20 protein-coding genes and 1 pseudogene are annotated in these 19799 nt (G+C 65.9%); 10 read left to right on the plus strand and 11 right to left on the minus strand.

All coding sequences use genetic code 11. From position 1 onward, the window contains the following. Window positions 1–51: 51 nt before the first annotated feature. Window positions 52–1068 (minus strand): polyprenyl synthetase family protein, encoded by a 1017-nt coding sequence (locus tag AC3A6I_RS04955; RefSeq protein WP_487542187.1) that lies wholly within the window; start codon window positions 1066–1068, stop codon window positions 52–54. 149 nt (window positions 1069–1217) lie between these two features. On the opposite strand from AC3A6I_RS04955, the gene AC3A6I_RS04960 reads away from it, so the two are divergent. From AC3A6I_RS04960 to AC3A6I_RS04980, 5 genes are all read left to right on the plus strand, one after another. Continuing rightward, window positions 1218–1922, plus strand: a complete 705-nt coding sequence (locus tag AC3A6I_RS04960) for a tRNA1(Val) (adenine(37)-N6)-methyltransferase (RefSeq protein WP_487542189.1) — start codon at window positions 1218–1220, stop codon at window positions 1920–1922. A 54-nt stretch (window positions 1923–1976) separates the two neighbouring features. Beyond that, a complete protein-coding gene (locus tag AC3A6I_RS04965; RefSeq protein ID WP_487542191.1) occupies window positions 1977–2801 on the plus strand; it encodes a S49 family peptidase in 825 nt (274 codons plus the stop codon). 3 nt (window positions 2802–2804) lie between these two features. Next, window positions 2805–3005 carry a hypothetical protein gene (locus AC3A6I_RS04970; protein ID WP_487542193.1) on the plus strand — a complete coding sequence of 67 codons (201 nt, stop codon included), beginning with the start codon at window positions 2805–2807 and terminating at the stop codon, window positions 3003–3005. A 51-nt stretch (window positions 3006–3056) separates the two neighbouring features. After that, window positions 3057–4019, plus strand: a complete 963-nt coding sequence (locus tag AC3A6I_RS04975; RefSeq protein WP_487542195.1) for a LuxR C-terminal-related transcriptional regulator — start codon at window positions 3057–3059, stop codon at window positions 4017–4019. Window positions 4020–4118: 99 nt separating this feature from the next. Beyond that, window positions 4119–5042 (plus strand): glycine--tRNA ligase subunit alpha, encoded by a 924-nt coding sequence (locus AC3A6I_RS04980; protein WP_487542196.1) that lies wholly within the window; start codon window positions 4119–4121, stop codon window positions 5040–5042. Window positions 5043–5048: 6 nt separating this feature from the next. Here AC3A6I_RS04980 and AC3A6I_RS04985 read toward each other — a convergent pair whose 3' ends face one another. After that, window positions 5049–5807, minus strand: a complete 759-nt coding sequence (locus AC3A6I_RS04985) for a hypothetical protein (protein ID WP_487542198.1) — start codon at window positions 5805–5807, stop codon at window positions 5049–5051. Between the two features lie 99 nt (window positions 5808–5906). Continuing rightward, entirely contained in the window at window positions 5907–6233 is a 327-nt protein-coding gene (locus tag AC3A6I_RS04990) for a hypothetical protein (protein ID WP_487542200.1), read from the minus strand. A 174-nt stretch (window positions 6234–6407) separates the two neighbouring features. Here AC3A6I_RS04990 and AC3A6I_RS04995 point away from each other — a divergent pair, with 174 nt between their 5' ends. Then, entirely contained in the window at window positions 6408–7517 is a 1110-nt protein-coding gene (locus tag AC3A6I_RS04995) for a nucleotidyltransferase family protein (RefSeq protein WP_487542202.1), read from the plus strand. Here AC3A6I_RS04995 and rnhA read toward each other — a convergent pair. The 3 genes from rnhA to ispH are packed head-to-tail and all read right to left on the minus strand — an operon-like array spanning window position 7514 to window position 9476. Beyond that, the gene (gene rnhA / locus AC3A6I_RS05000) at window positions 7514–7981 is read right to left on the minus strand and encodes a ribonuclease HI (protein ID WP_487542204.1); all 468 of its coding nucleotides are present in this window, start codon (window positions 7979–7981) and stop codon (window positions 7514–7516) included. The two genes, AC3A6I_RS04995 and rnhA, sit on opposite strands and share 4 nt — an antisense overlap. Then, window positions 7978–8505: a GNAT family N-acetyltransferase gene (locus AC3A6I_RS05005; protein WP_487542205.1), complete on the minus strand. Its 528-nt coding sequence runs from the start codon at window positions 8503–8505 to the stop codon at window positions 7978–7980. The genes rnhA and AC3A6I_RS05005 overlap by 4 nt, the downstream gene beginning before the upstream one ends. After that, a complete protein-coding gene (ispH, locus tag AC3A6I_RS05010) occupies window positions 8502–9476 on the minus strand; it encodes a 4-hydroxy-3-methylbut-2-enyl diphosphate reductase (RefSeq protein ID WP_487542207.1) in 975 nt (324 codons plus the stop codon). Before ispH ends, AC3A6I_RS05005 begins: the two co-directional genes overlap by 4 nt. 133 nt (window positions 9477–9609) lie before the next feature. Between ispH and AC3A6I_RS05015 the strand changes: the two genes are divergently transcribed. The 4 genes and pseudogenes from AC3A6I_RS05015 to AC3A6I_RS05030 all read left to right on the plus strand — a co-directional run bounded on the left by AC3A6I_RS05015 (window position 9610) and on the right by AC3A6I_RS05030 (window position 14290). Beyond that, the gene (locus AC3A6I_RS05015; protein ID WP_487542209.1) at window positions 9610–11862 is read left to right on the plus strand and encodes a putative PEP-binding protein; all 2253 of its coding nucleotides are present in this window, start codon (window positions 9610–9612) and stop codon (window positions 11860–11862) included. A gap of 202 nt (window positions 11863–12064) precedes the next feature. Then, window positions 12065–12310: a DUF6894 family protein gene (locus AC3A6I_RS05020; RefSeq protein WP_487542210.1), complete on the plus strand. Its 246-nt coding sequence runs from the start codon at window positions 12065–12067 to the stop codon at window positions 12308–12310. A gap of 796 nt (window positions 12311–13106) precedes the next feature. Continuing rightward, window positions 13107–13523 (plus strand): annotated as a pseudogene (locus AC3A6I_RS05025) (cell wall hydrolase); the annotation flags it as partial. A gap of 515 nt (window positions 13524–14038) precedes the next feature. Continuing rightward, window positions 14039–14290 (plus strand): hypothetical protein, encoded by a 252-nt coding sequence (locus tag AC3A6I_RS05030; RefSeq protein ID WP_487542212.1) that lies wholly within the window; start codon window positions 14039–14041, stop codon window positions 14288–14290. Window positions 14291–14583: 293 nt separating this feature from the next. Here AC3A6I_RS05030 and AC3A6I_RS05035 read toward each other — a convergent pair whose 3' ends face one another. From AC3A6I_RS05035 to AC3A6I_RS05055, 5 genes are all read right to left on the minus strand, one after another. Beyond that, window positions 14584–15186 carry an NAD(P)H-dependent oxidoreductase gene (locus tag AC3A6I_RS05035; RefSeq protein ID WP_487542213.1) on the minus strand — a complete coding sequence of 201 codons (603 nt, stop codon included), beginning with the start codon at window positions 15184–15186 and terminating at the stop codon, window positions 14584–14586. Next, window positions 15183–16592: an FAD-binding oxidoreductase gene (locus AC3A6I_RS05040; RefSeq protein ID WP_487542215.1), complete on the minus strand. Its 1410-nt coding sequence runs from the start codon at window positions 16590–16592 to the stop codon at window positions 15183–15185. Before AC3A6I_RS05040 ends, AC3A6I_RS05035 begins: the two co-directional genes overlap by 4 nt. Window positions 16593–16596: 4 nt before the next feature. After that, window positions 16597–17910 (minus strand): cytosine deaminase, encoded by a 1314-nt coding sequence (locus AC3A6I_RS05045; RefSeq protein ID WP_487542217.1) that lies wholly within the window; start codon window positions 17908–17910, stop codon window positions 16597–16599. 175 nt (window positions 17911–18085) lie between these two features. Next, window positions 18086–18946 carry an ABC transporter permease gene (locus AC3A6I_RS05050; RefSeq protein WP_487542219.1) on the minus strand — a complete coding sequence of 287 codons (861 nt, stop codon included), beginning with the start codon at window positions 18944–18946 and terminating at the stop codon, window positions 18086–18088. Beyond that, complete coding sequence (locus AC3A6I_RS05055) at window positions 18943–19707, minus strand: ABC transporter ATP-binding protein (RefSeq protein ID WP_487544984.1); 765 nt, start codon at window positions 19705–19707, stop codon at window positions 18943–18945. The genes AC3A6I_RS05050 and AC3A6I_RS05055 overlap by 4 nt, the downstream gene beginning before the upstream one ends. Between the last annotated feature and the right edge of the window lie 92 nt (window positions 19708–19799).

Here is a 19799-nt window from a genome sequence, read left to right on the forward strand (position 1 = left end):
TGCAGGACAGCAACACTCGTGCCGTCGACTGTTAACCGACCTTAACGGCCGCTAGTAGGCGCGGGCCACGGTGAAGTCGGCAATGTCGCCGAGCAGCGCCTTCATTTCGCTGGGGGCAAGGGCCTTTAGCGCCTCCCGAGCCCGCCAGGCATGCTCGGTCGCCTGGGTGATCGTCTTGCCCAGGGTGTCATGGCGATTGAAGATCGCGACGACTTGCGAGAGTTCGGTCTCGCCCGTCCCGACCTTGCCCAATGCTGCCACGATTACGTCACGTTCCGCGGGCGTGGCCTGCTTGAGCGCGAGAATCACCGGCAGCGTCATCTTGCCTTCGCGCAGATCGTCGCCGGTATTCTTGCCCAGCCGCCCGCTCTCGCCGCGATAGTCGAGCACGTCGTCGACGAGCTGGAAGGCAAAGCCGAGCTCGCGGCCGTACTCACGCAGTGCCTTGCGGCCGGCTGCGTCGGCGCCGCCGGCCATCGCACCGACTTCGGTGGCCGCTTCGAACAGCTTGGCCGTCTTGGCCCCGATCACCTGATCGTAGTCGGTGGCGCTGGCGGCAAGATCGCGCGCCTTGGCGAGCTGAAGCACTTCGCCTTCGGCGATCACCGTCGCGGCCTGCGAGATCACCCGCAGCGCTTCCACGTTGCCGGTATCGACCATCATCATGAAGGCCTGCCCGAGCAGGAAGTCGCCGACCAGCACGCTCGCCTGGTTGCCCCACTTCATCCGCGCCGCCGCCCGGCCGCGCCGCATCGCGCTCTCGTCGACAACGTCATCATGCAACAGGGTGGCGTTGTGCATGAACTCGACTGCGGCGGCGAAGTTGACCTCGCTGCCGTCGGCCTTGCCGAACAGCATGGAGGCCGCGATGGTCAGCATCGGCCGCAGGCGCTTGCCGCCCGAGTCGATGAGATAGCGCGCCACTTCCGGCACCAGCTCGACATGCGACTGCGCCCGGTCGAGGATCATGGCGTTGACGCGTTCCATGCCGGGCCGAACCATGTCGACCAGCCGGTCAAGCGCGCCGGCACTCGTCGCCTCGTTTGCCGCTGCCGCCGAAAAAGCCATGAAATCCCCGGTTTGAGGTCGCCGCCATGCGCCCTATAGTCGGGCGCCTCACGAACCGTCGCTTGGTTGCGATGTCCCTAGACGAAGCTACCGATCTTGTAAAACATCAAACGCCGACGCGCGACGCCTTTTTGGGCGGTCGCCTCATCGTGTCGCAGCCTGCGAAGGGCTTCCGCGCCGGCCTCGATTCGGTCCTGCTCGGGGCGTCGGTGCGGGCCGCCTCGAACCGCCTGCTCGATCTGGGCGCAGGCGTCGGCACCGCCGCACTGGTGGCGCTGTCCGACCTGTCCGATCTGAACGCAACTCTCGTCGAAGCCGACCCGGCGATGCTCGCCCTGGCGCATCTTAACCTCGAGACGAACGGGTTCGGCGGGCACGCCAAGGCCATCGGCGTCGATCTCACCGCCCCTGGAAAGCTTCGCGCGGCGGCCGGCCTTGCCGCCGACCATTTCACCTCCGTCATCGCCAATCCGCCCTTCTTCGATCGGGGGAAGGGGTCCGCGCCCTCGCCCGCCCGCGCCGGCGCGCGGCACATGGACGAGGCCGACATCGACCGCTGGGTGAAGACGTCCGCTACTCATGCCGCGCCCGAGGGCGAGGTCATCTTCATCCATGTCGCCGAGGCGCTGCCGGCGTTGCTCGCCGCCTTCATCCAGCGTTTCGGCGCAGTGACGGTGCTGCCGCTGCTGCCGCGCGACGGCGAGCCGGCGAGCCGCGTGCTGGTGCGTGGCATCAAGGGCTCGCGTGCGCCGTTCCGGTTGCTGGCAGCGCGGGCGCTGCATGAACCCGAGGGCCGCGCGTTTCGGCCCGAGTTCGACGCCATCTTCCGCGGGCAGAGCCGGCTCATCTGGTAATCGCGCGAATGGGCACATACATGTGCCCGCGACATTGGACGATGCGAGGGTGCAATGGGGCTGAGGTCCTGGCTGAAGCGGCAGATGGGGCAGTCCGGCCCGCGCATTCCGCTGGTGCGCCTGCATGGCGTCATCGCCGCCGAGCAGCGCCCCGGCCGGCTGAACATCGAGACCGTGGCACCTTTGCTCAAGCGCGCCTTTGCCATCAAGCCGGCGCCCGCAGTCGCGATCATCGTCAACTCGCCCGGCGGCTCGGCCGTGCAGTCGCGGCTCATTTCCAAGCGCATCCGCGACCTGGCCGCCGAGCACGACAGGAAGGTGCTGGTCTTCGTCGAGGATGCGGCGGCCTCGGGCGGCTATTTCATCGCCACGGCCGGTGACGAGATCATCGCCGATCCGTCCTCCATCGTCGGCTCGGTCGGCGTCATCTATGCCGGCTTCGGCCTGGTCGGCGCCATCGACAAGCTCGGCATCGAGCGGCGCGTGCATACGTCGGGCCGCAACAAATCGACGCTCGATCCCTTCCTGCCCGAGAAGGCCGAGGACGTCGAACGCATCAAGGCCATGGAGGCCGAGGTGCACCAGGTCTTCATCGACTGGGTGAAGTCCCGCCGGGGCGAGCGGCTGAAGGCCAGCGACGATACGCTGTTCACCGGCGAGTTCTGGAGTGGCCTCAAGGGCCTCGAACTCGGCCTCATCGACGGACTGGGCGATATCCACGAGGTGCTGCGCTCGCGCTATGGCGAGAAGGTCGAACTGGTCGACATCGCCCCCAAGCGTGGGCTCTTCACCCTGCCGCGCATCGGCCTCGGTGCCTTTGCCGGCGACGTCGTCGCGCAGGTCGAAGACCGCGCGGCCTGGGCCCGTTTCGGGCTCTAGGCGATGCTGGTACGCATCCTCATCGTCCTGGGGCTGCTCGCTCTCATCGGCTGGGGCGTGTGGCGTATCTGGCGCGACTGGCGTGGCGAGTTCAAAGCCATGGACCGGCTGAAGCACGAGCGCGACCTGCGCGAGCGCCAGCGTCCGGACGTCATCACCCTGAAGCGCGACAAGGACGGCAAGTTCCGCCCGCCCGAGGAATAGCCGCCTGCGCCATGCCCGTGATATCCTGCGCGCGACGCAGGGGAGGGGTCGATGGCGTCGCAGGAGGATGACGAGGCGGCGATTCTGGCATTGATGCATGCCAACCGCATCGCCATGTGGACCGCCGACTTCCACGCCTGGCGAAACTGCTTCGTGCACGAAGCCTACACCACTCGCTGGGGCTGGTGGCGCGCCGGCGGTGTATTCGTGCGTCGCGGCTGGGACGAGTTGAACGCGCGGGTCGGACGCGATCATCCCGGTCGGCGCGACGACTTCGCTTTCGATACCCGCATCGAGAATGTCACCATCCGCATTGTCGGCGATGCCGCCTGGGCGGTCTACGACCAGCTCTATCCCGGCTACGAGGATGACGGCCATGTCGGTCCCGGCCTCGTCCACGAGCTGCGCATCTTCGAGCGTCGCGACGGCGAGTGGAAGATCGCGTTGCTTGGCTTTCTCGACGGCAATGGCGGTCGGCGCGGCGACCCGATGATCCGCCTCGGCCCTGACGGCGCCGTATTATGGACGAGCCAGGCGGCGGAGGCGCTGCTCGTCGACAGCGACGATCTCGTCGTGCGCGCTGGCCGGCTACGCTTCCGCAACGCCGCTATCGACACGAAATTCCGCGCCACGCTCGCCTGGGCCCAGAAACTCGACGGCGGGCTGATGTCGCACCAGGGCGCGGTGCCGATCGTGGTCGAGGCCGGCGAGGGGCTGCCGGTGAACGTTTACTGGATCGTCGCCAGTGGTGGCATGATCCTGCTCGTGTTCGGCGTCGGCGGGCTCGACGCGCGCCAGCTCGACATGGCCGCGACCATCTATGGCCTGTCCCCCACCCAAAAGCGTGTTGCGGCGCTCGTCGCCGAGGGCCTGAGCCTCACCCAGATCGCCGGGCGCATGGCGATCTCGGCCACCACCGCGCGCACCCACCTCAACCGCATCTTCGACAAGACCGGCGTACGCACCCAGGCAGCGCTGGTGCGCATGCTGCTTTCGGCCATAGCGCCCTACTGACTGTTCCCGGCTCGATCATCGCCGACAGGCTGGGCCGTTGACCGGCACGGATGTGCCGACTAGGTTCCGCCCGCAATTCCCACGCCGGACCATCAGCCGATGACCTCTCTGCCCGCCCACATGGACCCTCGGAACTCGTTCCAGGGGCTGATCCTGACGCTGCAGCGCTATTGGGCCGAGCAGGGTTGCGTGATCCTGCAGCCCTACGACATGCAGATGGGCGCCGGCACCTTCCATACCGCCACGACTTTGCGCGCGCTCGGCCCCAAGCCCTGGAAGGCTGCCTATGTGCAGCCCTCGCGCCGTCCCAAGGACGGGCGCTACGGCGAGAACCCCAACCGGCTGCAGCACTATTACCAGTTCCAGGTGATCCTGAAGCCGTCGCCGGACAACATCCAGGACCTCTACCTGGCTTCGCTCGATGAGATCGGACTCAACCGCCGGCTGCACGATATCCGCTTCGTCGAGGACGACTGGGAGAGCCCGACGCTGGGCGCCTGGGGCCTGGGCTGGGAGTGCTGGTGCGACGGCATGGAAGTGAGCCAGTTCACCTATTTCCAGCAGGTGGCGGGCTTCGAGACCATGCCGGTACCGGGCGAGATCACCTACGGGCTCGAGCGCCTCGCCATGTATGTGCAGGGTGTCGAGAACGTCTACGACCTCAACTTCAACGGCCGCGAGGGCGAGGACAAGGTCACCTATGGCGACGTGTTCCTGCAGAACGAGCAGGAATTCTCGAAATACAATTTCGAGGCGGCCGACACCGAGATGCTGTTCCGTCACTTCAAGGATGCCGAGGACGAGTGCCGCGCCATCCTGAAGAAGGGCGCCGCCGGCAACCGCCAGACCATGGCCGTTCCGGCCTACGAGCAGGTCGTGAAGGCCTCGCATACCTTCAACCTGCTCGACGCGCGCGGTGTGATCTCGGTGCAGGAGCGCCAGAGCTACATCCTGCGTATCCGCGAACTGGCCAAGGAATGCGGCGCCGCCTGGCTGCAGACCGCCGGCGGCGGCGCCGAGTAAGCGGCCTCAGCCGGTCGAGAGCGGCCGGCCTTCGACATAGTGGCCGTAGATCGTGGTGAGCAGGCTCACGCCCACCACCATGGTGATCCAGCCGGCCACCAGCGACCACAACAGGCCGATAAAGGCAAAGAAGCCGCCGAGGTAGGCGAGGCCGATCGCCGGCAGGTTGATCACGATCGCTGCGATCACCGAGACGATGGCGAGGACCACGATGGCCCCGTTGGCGCCGGCCGTCGCTTCCCATGCCTCGTTGATCTTCATGGGCTTGCCCACGGCCGCGGCCGGCAGCATCGGCGACAGCCGGTAGCTGGCGATCAGCATCAGCACGTAGAAGATCAGCGGAACGATGATGGCCAGTTGCCCGATCACCATCCCCGCCATCCCGGTGAGGATGCCCATCGCGATGGCAATGACGAGCACAACGACGCCGATCAGCAGGCTATAGCCGAAATAGGACAGCATCCGGCTGCCGTTGAATTCCGGCACGATGCCCGTCGGCATTTCGTCGAGCAGGATGTACCGATGCCAGGCGACGGCGAGCCAGAGGAAGATCACCAGGTAGACGAGCCCTGAAATGATGCCGGTCAGCGCCACGCCGCCGGACGCGGCTGCGAGCTGCTCCGGCTGCGACGGCACCGGGAACAGCAGGGCGACGGCGAGGCCCACAACCGCGTAGATGAGGTAGAGAATTCCCGAAATGCGCAAGGCGTTACGCCAGTCCGAAAGAACCAGGCGTACCGAGTGAAGGAACAGATTGATGCCCACGACTATCCCCAGGTGAATTGCTTGCCCCGCGCGGAGCCTAGTGTGGCCAGGGGAGTCGCGGAAGCGTCGGACTGCGAATGCCTGTGCATTCTCGCGGGGTTAGCTGCAGGTCACCTCGAGCCCGTCGGCGCCGGTGAGCTGGAAGGCAGTCTTGCCGGACGCGTCGGTGGTGAATGAGCCGGCGAGCCCCATCTCCTTGAGTGGTCCCGAGAGCGGGTTCACGTCCGTCCCGGCCGAAGCGATCTGCCCACTGGCACTGTTGCCGTCGACATTCCTGAACGAATAGTCGCCGGCCACGAACAGGCTGAGTTCGCCCAGGTTCTCGCCGGTTTCGGCGACGCAGGCATAGACACCGGGCGGCGGGAACTGCGCCAGGGCCGGCGTGGCGAGGAGGGCAATGGCAGCGGCGAGCGGGGTGTGGCGCATGGGCAGATTATCCTCCCGCCTGCGATGGGGGCCAAGTCACCGCCACCGCCTCGTTATAAGCAATTCGCGATTTACGTATAACGCTTGCTATTACCAGGTTCGCGAAAGTGGTAATAGCGCTGGCTTCGGGCTTGAAGCTATGTTATTACCATTTTCGCGAAAGTGGTAATAACGATGCAAGCAATCGATCCCAGCTACCAGGTACTCTATTCCGAGCTTGCTCAACGCAGCCTCGATGCGGCGTTCGCTACGGAGTTTTCGCTCGACGGTCGCTTCATCAGCATGGAGAGCCGTGGTCGGCGCTACTGGTACTTCGACACCGCGAAGGACGATGGCAAGCCGGGCAGCAAGAAGCGCACCTATGTCGGTCCGGTCGATGATCCGGATGTCACGCGCCGGGTCGAGCAGTTCAAGGACCTGAAGGAAGACTATCGCGCACGCTCGCGGCTCGTCGCGACGCTTGTTCGTGAGGCCTACCTGCCGCGTCCGCAGCCGTTGGCCGGCGATATCGTCGCGGTCCTGGCCGGCGCCGGTTTCTTCCGCCTTCGTGGTGTGTTGATCGGCACCGTGGCCTTCCAGTGCTATGCGGCACTGCTGGGCGTTCGCTTGCCCGGCGCCATCCTGCAGACGGGTGACGCGGATTTCGCCCAGTTTCACTCGATCGCCAAGGCCGTGGACGACAGCATGCCGTCGATCCTCGACATCCTACGGCAGGTCGATGCGACGTTCCGTGAGATTCCGCATCGCGCCGACGGCCGCACGACGACGCAATATGCCAACCGCGCCGGCTACAAGGTCGAGTTCCTCACCCCCAATACCGGTTCGGACGAATATGCCGATCGGCCGGCCAGCATGCCGGCCCTGGGTGCCACCTCGGCGCAGCCGCTGCGCTTTCTCGATTACCTGATCTACCGGCCGGTCCGGGCGGTGCTGCTACACGGCCCAGGCGTGCCCGTGCTCGTGCCGGCGCCGGAGCGCTTCGCCATCCACAAGCTGATCGTCTCGTCCCGCCGACTTACCGACGACGACGGTCTCGCCAAGAGCCGCAAGGATTTGCAGCAGGCAGAAGAACTCATGCAGGCGATGGTTCAGACGCGGCAGACCGATGCGCTCGCAGAAGCCTATATGACCGCCTGGGACCGGGGCCCCGCCTGGCGCGAGGCTATCGGGCAAAGCTGGAGGAGGATCGGGCCAGAGCTGGCCGAAGATCTCCGCCGCAGCCTCGCCGTCGCTCTTGAACGCATGGAAGGTGACGCGAAACAGTACGGGCTCGCTGCCCCCTAAACCGGCGGCATGAACCCCTGCCGCTTGGCCGCCTTGAATGGCGCCATGCCTTCGTTGGCCAGTTCGTCGGCGCGCTCGTTCATCGGGTCGCCGGCATGGCCCTTGACCCAGTGCCAGTTGATGGTGTGGCGCTGGGTGGCGGAGTCGAGGGCCTGCCATAGCTCGGCGTTCTTCACCGGCTTCTTGTCGGCGGTGCGCCAGCCATTGCGCTTCCAGCCGTGGATCCACTTGGTCAGCCCGTCCTTGACGTAGTTGCTGTCGGTGTGGAGTTCGATCTCGCACGGGCGCTTCAGCGCGTTCAGCGCCTCGATGGCGGCGGTCAGCTCCATCTGGTTGTTGGTGGTAAGCTGGGCGCCGCCCTTCAGCTCCTTGACCGTATCGCCATATTGCAGCACCGCGCCCCAGCCGCCGGGGCCGGGATTGCCCGAGCAGGCGCCGTCGGTGTGGATGATCACTGCGCTCATGCCGCTGCCGGCCGGTCGTAACGATACCACTCGCAGTGGTGGCCATGGTCGTTGTCGCCGGTATGGGTATAGACCCCGCCGAGCTTGCGCAGCACCTTCAGCGACGCTTCGTTGCGCACGTCGGCCATGCCGATGAAGTAGGGCCGGTCGGTCTCGCGCCAGTACCAGTCGCGCAACCCGGCCGCCGCCTCGTAGGCGTAGCCATTGCCCCAGAATTCCGGGTAGAGCGAATAACCGATCTCCGGCAGTTCCTCTTCGCCCTCGACGCCAAAGCCGCAGCGGCCGACAAGCACGCCATCGGATTTGCGGGTGACGCGCAGCTTGCCCATCCTCTGGCGGTCGAACAGGGCGATCCAGTGCGTCAACGCGGTGTCCATCTCCTGCTTGCTCCACGGCTGGCCGTGTTCGGTGAGATAGCGCGCGACGGTCGGGTCGCCGTGCAGGCGATAGAGGTCATCGATCTGGTCCGCCCGCCAGCCGGAAAGCACGAGGCGGTCGGTTTCGAGAAGTGTCAGGTCGGTCATGCGGGTGAGGTGGCTCCCTGCGGAGAGCGCAGCTCGCGCGGCAGGTTGAAGACGATCCGTTCGCGCTGCTCCCCACTGGCGCTCACGGAAATGTCGAAGCGCTGGGCGAAGGCTTCGATGACCTCGTCCACCAGCGTTTCCGGCGCCGAGGCGCCGGCGGTGATGCCGAGTGTCGAAATCCCCTCGAACCGGCTCCAGTCGATCCTGTCGGCCCGCTCGACGAGCGCGGCATTCTCGCAGCCGGCACGCTTGGCCACTTCGACCAGCCGCACCGAGTTCGACGATTCCGGCGCCCCCACCACGATCATCGCCTCCACATGCGGGGCGACGTGCTTCACCGCTTCCTGGCGGTTGGTGGTGGCGTAGCAGATGTCTTCCTTGTGCGGCAGGCTGATCGCCGGGAAGCGCCGACGCAGCACTTCGACGATGGCCGAGGTGTCATCGACGCTCAACGTCGTCTGCGTGACATAGGCGAGCTTGTCCGGGTCGCGCGGCGTGAACGCTTCGGCGTCCTCTACGGTCTGGATCAGGGTGATGGCGCCCTCGGGCAGCTGTCCCATGGTGCCGATCACCTCGACATGGCCGGCATGGCCGATGAGGATGATTTCGCGCCCGGCCTCGAACTGCCGGTTCGCTTCGATATGCACCTTGCTGACCAGCGGGCAGGTGGCATCGAGGAAGAACATGTTGCGTTCTTTCGCCCCGGCCGGCACCGATTTCGGCACGCCATGGGCGGAAAACACCACCGGCGCGCCGATATCGGGGATCTCGTCGAGCTCCTCGACGAACACCGCACCCTTCTGCTTCAGCCCATCGACCACGTATTTGTTGTGCACGATGGCGTGGCGCACATAGACCGGCGCGCCATAGCGCTCGAGCGCCAGCTCGACGATCTGGATGGCCCGGTCCACCCCAGCGCAAAAACCGCGTGGGGCGCACAGCGTAATGTCCAAGTGCGGCCTTGTTTGCATATCAGAGCAGATGCTTTCAACGGGGCGGCAAGTCAAGCCTCGGAGCCTGCGGCGTCACGCGCTCAGAACTCCTGTTGCGGCCCAATCGCCTGATCGGCAATATGATTCGGAAATCTGGTCGGAAGGTGTCCCGGTGACCCTCGCATTGGAAATGTTCGCAATCGCCCCCGCGACGGGCAAGGCGAACCTTTCACCGGCCCAGCGCGACCTGCTGGTGGGCAAGGCGCACTGGCTCGCCGAGGCGGCGGGGGCAGGGCTGCCGGTCGTGCCGACCATCGTCATTACCCGTGCCGCCTGGAACGCGCTGCTCGACGAGCGCAAGAGCTCCGACGACCGGCTGCGCATTCACTGGGTGGCGACGCTGTTCCGCCTAGTGGGGCGCGATGGCCGTCCACCGCAACTGGTGGTGCGCACCTCCGCTGCAGCCCACAGCGCCGGGTTGATGCCGGCCCGACCGGGCCTCAGCCCGCCGGCGCGCGAGGTGGATTCGGTCGATCCGGCCCGTCCGCTCGGCAAGGCCATCTCCGATGCCTTCGGCTCCTACGCCGCATTCGATCCGCGCCCCGAGCGCCAGATCGTCATTGTCCAGGCCATGGCCGACGGCGATGTCCGCCAGTTCCTGACTCGCGACGCCCAGTCCGGTTTGCTGGGGCCGGCGCCGATCAATGGCGGCCCCTTCGGCCCGTTGCCGAACGCCGCGCCGGATTTCGTCGAAAGCCTCGACGCCGCCGCCGGCCGTACGCTCTCGTGCACCGTGTCGGTGGAAGGCGGCCTGGTGCGCCTGATCTCGGCCCGCGTCGCCCCCGCTTCGGCTGCCGCCGAGCTCGAGGCCGCGGTCGATCGCGTCACCCGCAGGCGGTGGACCCAGCGCGAGGCCGTGACCCACATCGAGCCCGCCCGCCTGCAGCAGATGCTGCACCCGCGCCTGCGCTCGCCCGAGGCCGCAACCATCCTCGCCACCGGCCTCGGCGTTTCGCCGGGCGCGGCGAGCGGCATCATCGTGTTCAGCGCCGAGGATGCGGCGCGCATGAAGGCGCGCGGCCGCCACTGCATCCTCGTCGTCACCGAAACCGGCCCCACCGACATCGAGGGCATGCGCGCCGCCACCGGCATCCTCACCGCCCGCGGCGGCATGACCAGCCATGCCGGTGTCGTCGCGCGCATCACCGGCAAGCCATGTGTGGCCGGTGTGCGCACGCTGAGCGTCAACCTCGCCGAGCTGACCTGCAAGATCGGCAAGCGCGAGTTCCGCCAGGGCGACCGCATCACCATCGATGGCTCGGATGGGTCGGTCTATCTCGGCGCGCTGCCGCTGGCCCAGCCTCACATCGGCGGCGCGATGAGCAAGCTGCTCGACTGGTCCGACGCCTCGCGCCGCATCAATGTGCGCGCCAATGCCGAGACCGGCGAGGCGGTGGGCACGGCGCTCAATTTCGGCGCCGAGGGCATCGGCCTCGCCCGCTCCGAGCACATGTTCTTTTCGCGCGAGCGTCTCGTCGCGCTGCGTCGCCTGATCCTCTCCGAGGATGCCGACGATCGCGCCGAGGCGCTGAAGGGTCTCGTCGACTTCCAGACCGTCGACTATTCCGAGATCTTCACCGCCATGCGGGGGCGCCCGGTGACGGTGCGCCTGTTCGATCCACCGCTGCACGAGTTCCTGCCGCGTAGCGACGAGGACATCGAGGAGACGGCGCAGTCGCTCGACATCGAGGTTCGTGCGCTGCGGCTCCGGCTCGACCGCGTCGCCGAGATCAACCCCATGCTCGGCCATCGCGGCGTGCGTCTCGCCATCACCTATCCCGAAATCCTCAAGATGCAGATCGAGGCGCTCTGTGCCGGCATCCGCGTCGCCTCGGCGCACCAGTCCGAGCCGGTGACGCTCGAGGTCATGGTGCCGTTCGTCTCGACGGTATCGGAGGTGGTGGAGGTCAAGCGCCAGACTTACGCCATCGTCGAGCAGGCCGGCTTGCCGGCGGCCGCGCGCGAGCGCTTCAGCTTCGGCACCATGATCGAGCTGCCGCGCGCCGTGTTGCGGGCGGGGGAGATCGCCGAGCATGTCGACTTCTTCTCCTTCGGCACCAACGATCTGACCCAGACCACCTACGGCATCTCACGCGATGACGCGCCGGCTTTCCTGTCGGCCTACCAGCGCAAGGGGCTCTACGATTTCGACCCGTTCGTCACGCTCGACCAGAAGGGCGTGGGCGAGATGATCGCCATGGCCATCGATCGCGGCAAGAAGGCCAACCCGAGCCTCAAGATCGGTATTTGCGGCGAACATGCGGGCGATCCGGAGTCGCTTTCCTTCTTCGCGCGCCTCGCCATCGACTATGTCAGCTGCAGTCCCTATCGCGTGCCCGTGGCGCGACTGACCCTGGCGCAGTAACCGCCCGCGGCGGTTGCGCCGGCGGTCGATAGTAAACGCATCGCCGATGCGCAAATCGCGCGGGTCGGCAAAGTTTTCCGCCCCCATAGTCTGAGCCAGAATATGCACAGGAAAGTCATCATCGCGGCGCATAGCGCTGTGATGTGATTTGCCCGGACTACGCACAAGTTGGTATCCGGCGGATGGATGCGCTGCCTGGCCGATGACGACGTTTTTTTTGCATATCATTGATCGTGGTCGATCGGTTTCTGACGATCACGGCATAGAACTCGCGGATCTCGGTGGAGCGCGAGCAGAAGCCGTTCGCGTCATTTCCGAGTTGCTCGATTCTGGGACCTGGACCCGTACTCATCACTCGGCCAACTACATCGATATTGCCGATGGGGATGGGCACATCCTCGACACCGTCGCGGTGTGGGAAGTGATCCTCGGCAGCCCCAAGGCCTGAGTTCCCGTTCCGCGTCAATGCGCCGCTGGCATGCCCTCGCCCTGCCACATCCGGCTCATCCTGACGCCGGATTTGGTCTGTTTACGCTCGGCTAACCCTAAGACTGCATTATCGCGACGTTCGGCATTTGCGTCACACTTTAGGGATGCCGGCGTGTCGTGTTGCGTACCCGTGTGGATAGTAAAGCGTACTGATGGCCCACTACCGGACCACCCCGATGCACCGCGCTCATCGCGAGCTCGCCGTGCTCAAGGCTTCCGCAGCAATGCTGCTGGCCGCTTTCTCATTCGTTGGTTTGACCGGCGCAGCGCATGCCCCGTCGCCGCTCACCGCATCGCCGTCGGCGCCTGTCGCCGAGCGTCCGACGTTGACCCGCTCGGGCACCGACGTCATTATCACTGGCTCGATCGGCGACATCTTCATGTCCGGCAGCTTCGCCGGCACCAACAAGGCGCTGAAGCAGGATCGGGCCCGGCCCGAGGTGAAGCTGGCCGAGTTCAGCTCCAGCTTCGAAGGCATCCGCGCCCGCATTGCGGCGCTGCGTAATCCCGACGTGCCGGCGCCCGGCGCTCCGGTGGTCGCCGAAACCAAGGCACCGCCCGGCGACAAGGCGGTGGCGCTCGCCGCGGTCGATCCCAGGCTGACGACCCCGGCGCTCGACGCCATCGACCAGATGGCCGGCGCCGGCGACAACACCCCCGTACCCTTCACGATGTCGCAAAAGCTCGCCTATGCCCGCGCCGACTTGCCGGCCACTGTTTTCGATGGCTCGGTGAACGACGCCAAGGGCAAGAAATATTCCGACAAGGAAGTCTGGTGCATGGCCACCGCCATCTATTTCGAGGCCCGCGGCGAGAGCTATCGCGGCCAGGTCGCGGTGGCGCAGGTGGTCATGAACCGCGTGCATCACAAGCTTTATCCCAACACCATCTGCGGTGTGGTTTACCAGAACCAGAGCAAGCGCAACGCCTGCCAGTTCTCCTTCGCCTGCGACGGCATTCCGGAGCGCGTGAACGAGGAAAAGCCGTGGGACCAGGCGATGCAGATCGCCAAGGACGTGATCGCCGGCCGCGAGTATATCGCCGACGTCGGCTACTCGACCCACTACCACGCGACCTATGTCTATCCGCACTGGGCTCCGCGCATGAAGAAGAACACCAAGATCGGCATGCACGTGTTCTACCAGTTCAAGCGTGGCTGGAAGTTCGGCTGACAACCGACTGCAAAATCGCAGTATTAAGAGCGGAAGAGATCGGGTCGAGCTGTCAGGCGGCTGTTGATCCAGATCAGCGATCCGTCATGCGTCCGCCGCTAATATGCGGGCATGCTCTCGCCTCATGACGACTGGCAGGTTTTCATCCGCGGCGCGCTGGCCTTCGTGTCGGTGACCGTCGCTATCGTCGCCGTTTATGCTTGGTGGGTGCTTTAACCCCAACCAGATGAAAGAGGGTCGCGCGCCGTCGCGCACGACCCTCCGCGCGGGCAATTTCGGGCCCCCCGCGCTGACGCGTGTGGCCTCGCGTCAACCCTTGGTTGCCACAAGCCTCCTGTGCGGAAACTGTCGTTGCGTGTCAGCCGGATGACAGCTTGGCGCAACGGGCTGTTGCCGGGCATATCGCCGGCCTCGCGTCCCCCATCCGGAGGACGCCAAGGCGTCCATCGTCCGACCGACAGGATCGTCCGCCTCGCTGCGCTAGCCTTGCTGCACGCTGAGCAATGGAGGACGACATGGCCAGCATCACTGGTACCGACATCATCACCGTCGCAGCACGCCGGACATGGCGGCCGCTCCATCAGGTCCATGCACGCTACCGCCTGTTGCGGCGGCGCTGGCGGCGCCGGCTGTGGGAAGCCCGGATGTATCGTGAAATCGGCGACGACAGGCTGCTGGCCGATATCGGCGTTCAGCCCGGCGTGGAACGGCAACGCATCGCAGCATTGGCGCGGGCGTTGGGCGCCTCGTCGCAACGAGGAATTTGAGGCAGCATCGGGATCGGCAGGTGCCCGTCTCGTCGGTCCGCCGGAGGGGCTGGGTGCTACATTCACCGGCCTTTCGGTGGCGCACGGTGGCTCCCGAACCCCCTCTCTGCTGCGACTAGCTCGCTGCGCTCGCAAGTCTCGCGTCTCCCCCGCCAGGGGGGAGAGGGTGCGTTGCTGAAAGCGCTGATGCTTGAGGAAGGCTTCTCCCCCTTGGCGGGGGAGAAAGCGAAAACTTGGATCTTGGCGCAGCTAAGTCCTTAGTTTTCGCAAGAGAGGGGGTGCGGCGCGTACCCTCAGAACCGCTCCATCGCGCGCTTCACCTTCTCGATGAATCCCTTCAGCCCGGCCTCGGTCTGGTTGTTCATGTCGTAGAGCGCGATGTATTTGGGCGGCATCAGCGTGCCGAACGTCGCCCAGGCCCAGCGCATGGCGAGGGTGCGGGGCGGGTCGCCCATCAGCTTGGTGCGGAACCAGTCGCCGCCATAGGTGGTGACATAAGCGACCTTGCGGATATTCTTCATGCCCGGGATCAGCTTGCCCTTGTCGGGCGTGTCGCCGCCTTCGAGCACGAAAGCGACGCCGGGCAGGAAGATGCGGTCGAAATAGCCCTTGAGGATTGCCGGGTAGCCGTAGTTCCACACCGGGTGGACGAACACGATCTTGTCGCAGGCGCGCAGGCGGTCGACATAGGGCTTGATCTCGGGCGTCAGGTTCCCCGGCACGTCGTGATACTCGAGCCGCTCCGTAGCGCTCATCGCCGCCCGGAAGTCTTCGTCATAGAGGTTGAGGGCATCCACCTCGTCGCCCTTGGTTCGCAGTGTCTCGCACACCGTCTTGAACAGCGCGCGGTTGAAGCTGGTTTCGACCGGATGGGCGTGGACGACCAGAACCTTCATGTCTGCGCGTTGCCCAGCGTGTAGAGCCCGGTGAACAGCCACGTGCGGCCGGACTCGAAATCGAAGTCCGGATCGTCCCAGGCGATCATCTTGCCCGGGTTGAGGATACCCTTGGGGTCGGCTTCCTTCTTGAAGGCCAGCTGCGCCCGGTCGGTCCGCTTCATGCCGCCCTCTTCGAGCGTGTAGCGGTGCGGGTTGAAGACGAGGCACCCATTGGCCTCGTGCAGCTTGATGATCTCCTCGAGCCGCTCTTCCGAGCTGTAGCGCACGATCGGCAGGCCCGAGAACACGACGCGGCCGTCAAAGCGCGTCATCTCGATATGCATGGGCATCTCGTCGCCGAAGGTCTCGACCGCCCACTTCACGTGCTCGAGGTCCGGGTACTGGGTCTGGAGGTACGTGATGGTCGGGTCGATCTTCAGCCCGCGCAGCGTCGTGTGGTTCCAGGCCAGCTCGTAGATCGGTGGCAGCTTCGCCTTCTCCTCGGGCGCCATGGTGTCGGTGCGCACCAGCAGGTCACCCTCGTGGAAGCCGATGAAGTCGACCATGGCCGGCACTGCCGCCGGCGCCACCATCAGCAGCACGACCGATTGCTCGCGGCTGCGGATATAGGGGCGGTGGCGGTTGAAATAATCATGCGCCACCGGCGCCGCGACCGGCGAGATTTCCTTGCAGAGGAGGCCATCCTGCAGCGCCACCTGCTCGGCGAAGGCGCAGGCTTCCATGATCGAGTCGAACCCGACCATCATGTCGACCCAGTCGTAATGCGCCGTCAGCGGCATCTCGGCTTCGACGATGATGCCGTTGGTGCCATAGGCATGCGCGACCTTGAGGATGTCCGGCCCGGTGAGGTCCAGCACCCGCGGCTCGGCCTCGCAGGTGACGACCTTGAGGCCGAGGATGTTGCCAAAGTTGCGCAAGCCGCCCCAACGGATCGAGCCGACCCCGCCCGAACCGCCGGCGATGAAGCCGCCCAGCGAGGCCATGCGATAGGTCGAGGGGTGGAAGCGCAGCTCGCCATTCACCGCGTGGATGGTCTGCTCGTCGAGCTGTTCGAGGATCACGCCGGCCTCGGCGCGCACCCGGTCCTGCTCGATCTTGATCACCTTGTTGAGGTTCATCAGGTCGAGCATCACGCCTCCGGACAGCGGCATGGCCTGCCCATAGTTGCCGGTGCCGGCGCCGCGGGGGGTGACCGGCACTTCGTGCTTGAACGCCTCGCGCAGCACGGTGACGACTTCGTCCACGCTGCGCGGCGACACCACGAGTTCGGCCGTCACGCCCTCGAGCTGCTGCTTGAGGCGCGGCGAGTACCAGTAGTGGTCGCGGCTCTTCTGCTGCACGATCCGCGGGTTGTCCTGCACCGGAATATCGCCGAGCGCGGCGCGGAAAGCGGCAATGTCCATGGGGTTACTCCATCAGGTCGTCGAGTTCGCGGTAATCGGGAAGGGTGGTGTCGATCGCCCGGCCGTTGCGGAGGACGATGCGGTCCATCTGCGGGCGGGCATTGAGTTCGGTCCAGCTGCGGGCGCGGAACAACACGAGATCGGCCGGCGCGCCGGGCGCGATCACCGCCTTGTAGGCAAAGCCGGCATGCGCAGCGGGCGCCGAACCGATGGCCCGCACCCAGTCCCACGCCGCATCCTGCGGGTGATCGAAATGCAAAATGCGCGCGCCCTCGCGGAACACTTCGACCGCGTCGAGGTCGCCATAGGCATAGAACGGGTCGCGCGTGTTGTCCGACGCTATGGCCACTTCAGCGCCGGCGGCCTTGAACTCGTTGAGCAGGGTGACGCCACGACGGAGCGGGGTGCGCACCGCGCCGTTCCCGTTCTCGCGATCCTGCAGGTAGATGTTGCACATGGGCAGCGAGACGATGGCGATCCCGGCCTCGACCACCTTGTCGATGGTGGTCTTCACCGTCCGCTGGTCCTGCACCGTCAGCACGCAGCAATGGCCGGCCATCACCTTGCCGGTATAGCCCGTCTCGAGCACTGCTTCGGCGAGATGCAGCAGCGCCTGCGCATCGGGATCGCCGGTTTCGTCGGTGTGGAGGTCGAGATCGATGCCGAGTTCGCCGGCCTTCTCGACCACGCGCAGCATTGCTTCCTTGCTGCGGTCATAAACCGCCACCGAGCCGCCCATCAGCCCGCCCGAGGCCTTCACCTGTCGGGCCACCGCATCGAGCTCGGCTGGGTTCACCAGCGTGTCCGGCCCAACGATCGCCACGGCCTGCAGCTCGATCCGCCCGGCCCATTTCTCGCGCATCCGCTCGAACAGCGCCCAGCTGATCTCGTGCTGCGGCGGTGCGGAATCGAGATGCGTGCGGATGGCGGCGGTCCCGTGCGCATAGGCGCAGCGCAGCGAAAAATCGAAGCGCCGCTCGACATCGGCCGCCGACCACAGGCTCTCGCGGTCGGTGCCGACGGCGAGCAGCGCGCCCATCCACGTCCCGTCCGGGTTCTGCTTGCGCGGCCAGATATGGCCCTTGTCGAGATGGGTGTGCACATCGACGAAGGCCGGCAGGACCAGCCCCTTGTCCAGGTCATGCGCCGGGCCGGTGACCGGCGCCGACCCAGCCGGACGGATCGCGGCGATACGCCCGTCCGCAATCTCGACATCGACCTTCACCACCGAGCCGTCGCCGATGCGCCCCATGGCGGCGGCGGGGACATGCGCGTTGGTCAGAGTGACGGTGCCGGTGGTGAGGGCAGCGGCGGTCATCAGAGGGGATTGCAGCCGGCGGACGGCGCCCTCCCGGCCTCCCCCATGAAGGGGGAGGTGAAGAGTCGAGCTTGCGGCTCGATCGTGCCAGGCATACCGGCAGGCACCTCCCCCTTCATGGGGGAGGATGGGAGGGGGCCGTCTCTATCAGTCAGCACTGATTGCCGCAGCACCCTCAATTCTCCCGCTTGAGCGCGCTCTCGTGCCAGCGATGCAGCAGGAGCCAGGAGATGAAGCTGGTGAGCGCGAAAATGGCGACGCCGGTGAGCATCAGCAGGATCAGCGCCGCATAGAGCCGCGGGTAGTTCAGCCGGTAGCCGGACTCGAGCAGCCGGAACGCCAGGCCGGAGCCGCGCCCCGCCGAGCCCACCGCGAACTCCGCCACCACCGCCGCGATCAACGATAGCCCGCCACCGATGCGCAGCGCCGCGGCGAAATAGGGGAGGGACGACGGCAGCTTGAGATGGATCAGCGTCTGCCAGCGGCTCGCGCCGTTCAGCTCGAACAGGTTGAGCAGGTTATGGTCGACGCTCTTCAGGCCCGCGACCATGTTGCTGAGGATCGGGAAGAAGGCAACGATGAACGCGCAGGTGAGCAGGACCGTCTGCGGATCCTTGATGTAGATGATCAAGAGCGGCGCGATGGCGATCATCGGCGTCACCTGCAGGATCACTGCGAACGGGAAGATCGCGAGCTCGATCCATTTGGACTGGACGAGGATGATGGCGAGGCCGACGCCGCCGACCAGCGCGAGTCCCAGCGCCAATAGCGTGATCCGCAGCGTCACCAGCAGCGACGGATAGAGCGTCTCCCAGTCGGTGAACAGCGTTTCCACCACCTGGCCCGGCGCGGGCATGATGTAGTGCGGCACGTTGTTGACGGTGATGTGCAACTGCCACAGCCCGATGGCCAGCGCGACCATGCCAATAGGAATGACGACGCGCAGGATGCGCTCGGTGAGGCTGGTCTTGCTCACGACGATGGCAACGGCGCTGTCGGTGCCGGCTTCGGAGGATTTTGCGGTTGCGTCGGTCATTTGCCGGCCGCTCCGATCTCGATGGCTTCCTGCAGGGCGCGCGACACGGTGTCGGTGGTGGCGCGATACTCCTCGGACGTGCGGTAGTGGCTGTCGCGGGTGAGCGAGGTCTTGATCGGCAGGTCGGTGTAAACCTGGCCGGGCCGGGCCCGCATCACGACGATGCGGTTGGAGAGGAACGCGCTCTCGAACACCGAGTGGGTAACGAAGATCACCGTGATGCCGGTCTCGCGCCACAGGCGCAGCACGTCGTCGTTGAGCTTCTGGCGCGTGATCTCGTCGAGCGCCGCGAAGGGCTCGTCCATCAGCAGCAGCTTGGGCTGGGTTACCAGAGCCCGGGCGATGGACACGCGCATCTTCATGCCGCCCGACAACTCGCGCGGATAGGATTTGGTGAAGTCCGACAGGCCAACCGAGGCCAGCACGTCCATGATGCGCGGCCGCGCTGCCGACTTGGAGACGCCGCTGAGGCGCAGCGGCAGGTAGACATTGTCGAACACCGTTGCCCACGGCATCAATGTCGGTTCCTGGAACACGAAGCCGATATCGCCCTTGGGCTTGCCGCGATTGTCGAGCTGGCTCGATGGCCAGTCGATCGTGCCGGTCGAGGCCTCGCCCAGGCCCGCGATGATGCGAAGCGCCGTGGACTTGCCGCAGCCCGATGGGCCGAGCAGCGACAGGAACTCGCCGCGCTGGACATCCAGCGACATGTCCTTGAGGGCTAGCGTGCCGTTCGAGAACAGTTTTGAGACTTTGCGCATCGACACCACGAGACGACCGGAACCGGTGTTCGTGGCCGGCGCGGCGGCGAGTGAGGTATCAGTCAATGCGATGTCGCCCACGTTAGGGTCGG

It is taken from the genome of Devosia sp. Soil_C_22, assembly GCF_057657195.1.